General features: G+C 62.4%; 3 protein-coding genes. 1 reads left to right on the top strand and 2 read right to left on the bottom strand.

The genetic code is table 11. The features are described from left to right. Nucleotides 1-288: 288 nt before the first annotated feature. Both GY769_06830 and GY769_06825 read right to left on the bottom strand, forming a co-directional pair. The gene (locus GY769_06830) at nucleotides 289-1,971 is read right to left on the bottom strand and encodes an IS1634 family transposase (protein ID MCP4201635.1); all 1,683 of its coding nucleotides are present in this window, start codon (nucleotides 1,969-1,971) and stop codon (nucleotides 289-291) included. 206 nt (nucleotides 1,972-2,177) lie between these two features. Then, nucleotides 2,178-3,014 carry an alpha/beta hydrolase gene (locus GY769_06825; protein MCP4201634.1) on the bottom strand — a complete coding sequence of 279 codons (837 nt, stop codon included), beginning with the start codon at nucleotides 3,012-3,014 and terminating at the stop codon, nucleotides 2,178-2,180. 35 nt (nucleotides 3,015-3,049) lie between these two features. Here GY769_06825 and GY769_06820 point away from each other — a divergent pair, with 35 nt between their 5' ends. Then, a complete protein-coding gene (locus tag GY769_06820; protein ID MCP4201633.1) occupies nucleotides 3,050-4,276 on the top strand; it encodes a mandelate racemase/muconate lactonizing enzyme family protein in 1,227 nt (408 codons plus the stop codon). Nucleotides 4,277-4,279 lie beyond the last annotated feature (3 nt).

The raw sequence follows: 4,279 nt of genomic DNA, 5'->3' as shown, positions 1-4,279 counted from the left end.
GGGTCGGGGGTCCGGGGGTTGGGGGAGTTCGTGGCGGACAGCGCGGTGCTGATGGGGGAGAGACGAGGTGTCGACCGGAGTGTCGTAGGGGACCTGGTCCTCGACGTGTGGATTCGGTTTTTGGGAGTGGTCGGGCTTCGTTGCTGGCAGCGATCCGTTGGAGTCGCCAGATAAGAAAAAGGCAACTCCTTCAGGATGGCGAGTGTGGCGTGGCAGTGGGGATTGTCTCAACGGAACTTAGGTAACCCATTCCCAGGCCGCGTTGACCAGGCAAGGACTTACGGCGATTTACTCGCTGGAAATCCGGAAATCCTCGAGGCTGGGAACTTGGCACAGCGTCAACAACTTCTGTACATAGGGGCTGATCTCGGACAACTTGAGGAAGGTTTTCCCGTTGGCGGTGAGCTTCGCCAGCGTCACCGTGGCCAAGTCTCGCCAGACCTCGGCCAGAGAGCCGGCTTCGCATTGTTTGGTCGCCGGGTCTCGCCGCAGCACCGGCTCCAGGCGCTGGCGGATCTCCCATACCACCCGATAGGCCAAGAAGCACGCAAAGACGTGCCCCCGCACCTGGGCCTCGTGAAAGTGCCGGATTGGACGGGTCTGGATGTCGGTCGTCTTCATGGTGCGAAACGCCTGTTCGACATACTTGAGGTCTTTGTACCGGTCCCGGAGCTGCTCGGTGGTCTGCTCCCCCTCGGCGACGTTGGAGCGGATCACGTAACAGCCGTCGAGGCGGGCATACCGCTCGATCTCGGCGTCCCGGCGAGAGAAGGAAAAGCTGCCCTCCTCATACTGGACCTCGAAGAAGCGCTCCATGCCCCAGCGATTGATCCACCGATGGAGCCGCCGCGCAATCACCTTTTCTTTCTTCCAGCGGCCCGCGGCCACGTTGTTGCGGATGCTCTCCAGCTTCGCTTCGGTGGCCGCCAACAGTCGCTGGCGGGTCTCCGAGTCCCGCTCCACCCGTTGTGGGTTGTGGCACAACACGTACCGCGTCCCCTGCTGCTCCACCTCGACCAGGTTCTCGTGGTCGAACAACTCCAGCTGGAGGGGATGCTTCTCATCCTCCACCAGGGCCATCATCTCATTGCGGGTCAGGGCCGTGATGTAGCGGAAGCTCTCCCACCAGCCCTCTTGTTCCAGTTCCTCGATGCGGGCGTGGGTCACCATGCCGCGGTCCCCCACGAAGGTGAACTCCTTGATCCCGAGCTTGTCTCGCAGATTCAGCAGCTGCTGCTTGACGGTAGTTTGGTCCGAGGTGTTGCCTTTGAACACATCCACCCAGATCGGACAGCCTCGCTCTTCACAGATGATCCCGACTACGATCTGCTTCTTGCCCTTCTTGCCGTCGCGGTTGTAGCCGAAGGCGGCCAGAACGCAGGCGTCGCCTTCGAAGTAGCTCGAGGTGATGTCGTAGAGGTAGAGCCGGCCGGGGGTGTGGTTGCGCCGGTACAGGGCCTGCAGAATCGACTCGCGATGCTCTTCGAGCCGGGCCAAGGCGGCGTACCAGGTCTTCAGCGCCGGCGACTTCTCCAACTCCAGCAGATGAGCCAGGGGCTCGCCGGCGAAGCGCCGCTGGAGGGCCATCACCGACAGGGGCTTGGCGGCGGTGACGCGCTCGACGACGATGGCCTGGATGGCGGCGGCCTGTTTCGGCGACAGGTGAGCCCGCAGTAAATCAAAGATGCCCAACTGTTTGAGCAGGGAAAAGACAAGGTAGACCGGACCGACGACGAGGGAGCGGACATGTTTGAGTTCACCGATGTGAAGGTATTGCGCGAGCACATCGGTATCGCCGAGGCGGAGGGCGCGGTCGATGAGATCGACGAGGAAGGCGGGGAGCTTAGCCAGACTGGCGAGGGTCTTGTTGCGGGGAGTGCCGTGGGAGTCGCGGTAGGAGGTGACGACGAGAGGGGTGGAGTAGGTGCGGTCTTTATAGCGACGTTTGGCGAAGGCGACTCGCAGCTTCATTCATTGATAATAGCACAATCATCGCATATAGGCAAGGAGGAACAGGCATATTTACTAGCTACACAAACAATGATGGCCTTCACGCTAGGTCATTCCTCCGTAAAAGGGTTACGCGGCCGGGTGGTTGAATTCTCTCAGGAGTTACCTAAGTTCCGTTTGAAGACCTGTGTTTATTGGCTTTTTGCCGCCATGGGACAGGCTCTAGACTAGTCCAGAAAGCCGAGGCTGCGCAGAAACCCATCGGCTCGCTGGATCGTATCCGCGTAGATCTCCTTATCGCGGGAGTAGTTGAAAAAGCCGTGCGGCTTGCCTTCGTAAGGGATGAGTTCACAGCGGTTGCCGTGTTGCTTCATCTTCCGGTAGAACCGCTCGACATTCTCGAAAGGAACCGTCGTGTCTGCCGTGCCGTGGAATATCATCGCTGGCGGCGTGCCGGCGCGCACGTAGTGGGCAGGTGAGGCGACTACCGCTCTGGCATCGAGTTTTTCCGCCCCATAGCCGCGGACAGTGGTGTCGATCACCGGATTGAAGAGAAGCAGCACGTTGGGGACGGAGCTGATGGCGCCATCCTCGCCACGGTTGGGCAGATGCAGCAGGGTCGCGGTGGAGGCGGCCACATGTCCACCCGCTGAGCCGCCGCCGGCGACGACACGTTTCGGATCGACGCCCAGGCCTCCGGCGTGCGCCCGCACCCAACGCACGGCGGACTTGCCGTCTTCAACGCAGGCAAACGGATCGGTCCCATGGCTTCGTTTCGTCCGGTACTGCGCGCTGATAGCCAGCATGCCGTTGTCCGCGAAGTGCCGGGCGTGCGGGTAGAACTGCGACGGGGTGCCACCCACCCAGCCTCCGCCAAAAAAGAAGACGATGGCCGCACGCTCGTCCGAAGGCTGCCAGCCATACGGCTTGAAGATGTGCAGCTCCAGATCGCCCTTCGGGTCCTTCTTGTAGACCTGGATTTCGTCGGGAGGGAACTCCTGGGCAGCCTGGCCCCAGCCAAGCGTTGTCACCAGAATTCCCACCGCAGCGATTCGACTCAGCATGTACGTAGTCTATCCCGCAATATATAATCCGTGGGATGCAACGCCGCCAACTGTTTCGTTCCTTGCCCCTGGCCCTGGGCGCCTCGGCGCTCGCCTCCTCCCGCAAGGCCACCGCCGCGATTCCGAAGATGAAGATCACCCGCGTCCGCTACTATCACGTGGGCCCGGCGGTGCGGAAGGTGTTCAACCAGTCGAGCCACGTCGTAACGGTAGAGACAGACCAGGGCATCACCGGTATCGGCGAAGGCGGCCACAAGGACTCGATCGAACAGATCGCCGGGCTCATCATCGGCGAGAACCCGTCGCGCATCGAGCATCTCTGGCAGCTCATGTACCGCGGCTACTTCTACCCGCCGGGGCGCGAGAAGATCCACGCGCAAGGAGCCATCGACCTCGCACTGTGGGACATCAAAGGCAAGGCGCTCGGCGTGCCCGTCTATGAGTTGCTGGGCGGGCTCACACGCGACCACGTGGAGTGCTACGCCACCGCCTTTCCCAGCAAAGGGTCGCTCAAGGAAACGGCCCAAGCCTGCATTGAATTCGGCTACCGCGCGTTTCGATTCCACGGCGCGGACCCGGACAACCCGCCCATCTACCCGCACCGCCAGATGGTGGACAAAACCTTCGAGCAGTGCCGGCAGATTCGCGACGGCGTGGGCGACAAAGGCGACTGGGCCATCGACTTCCACACCCGATTCGACTACGCCGACGCCGTCCGGCTGTGCAGCTTGATCGAACCGCTGCGGCCGCTGTTTGTCGAGGACCTGGTGCGCTCCGAAAACCCCGAGATCTACCGCACCCTGCGCCCGGCGGTGAAAGTACCGATCGCCGTCGGCGAACACTACGGCGACCGCTGGGACACCAACGTCCTCATCGAAAACGACCTGCTCGACTACACCCGCGTGACGCTCCCGAACTCCGGCGGCATCACCGAATACATGAAACTCGCCGCGCTCTGTGAGACCCATTACGTCGGCCTCGTGCCACACTTCACCGGCCCCATCGCCGAAGCGGCCCTGGTCCACTGCATCGCCGCCGCCTCCGGCCCGGCCCTCATGGAAATGCGCGGCCTGGGCGACCCCCGCGCCCCGCACCTCCCCGAGGTCTACGACTTCCGCAAAGGCAAACTCTACCCGCGCGACAAACCCGGCCTCGGCGTGGAATTCGACCCCAGCCGCGCCAACCTGGTGCTGGAAGTCACCGAACGCGGCGGCGGGTTGCGCCTGCACCGCCGGCCGGACGGGTCGATCACGAACTGGTAGATG

The sequence above is a fragment of the bacterium genome, assembly GCA_024224155.1.
Lineage (GTDB): Bacteria > Acidobacteriota > Thermoanaerobaculia > Multivoradales > JAHEKO01 > CALZIK01.
This window is presented reverse-complemented; position numbering and strand designations above follow the sequence as displayed.

Bases quoted from the DNA above. Each gene is read 5' to 3' on its own strand.
- GY769_06820 (MCP4201633.1), top strand. From the start codon at position 3,050: ATGCAACGCCGCCAACTGTTTCGTTCCTTGCCCCTGGCCCTGGGCGCC.
- GY769_06830 (MCP4201635.1), bottom strand. From the start codon at position 1,971: ATGAAGCTGCGAGTCGCCTTCGCCAAACGTCGCTATAAAGACCGCACC.
- GY769_06825 (MCP4201634.1), bottom strand. From the start codon at position 3,014: ATGCTGAGTCGAATCGCTGCGGTGGGAATTCTGGTGACAACGCTTGGC.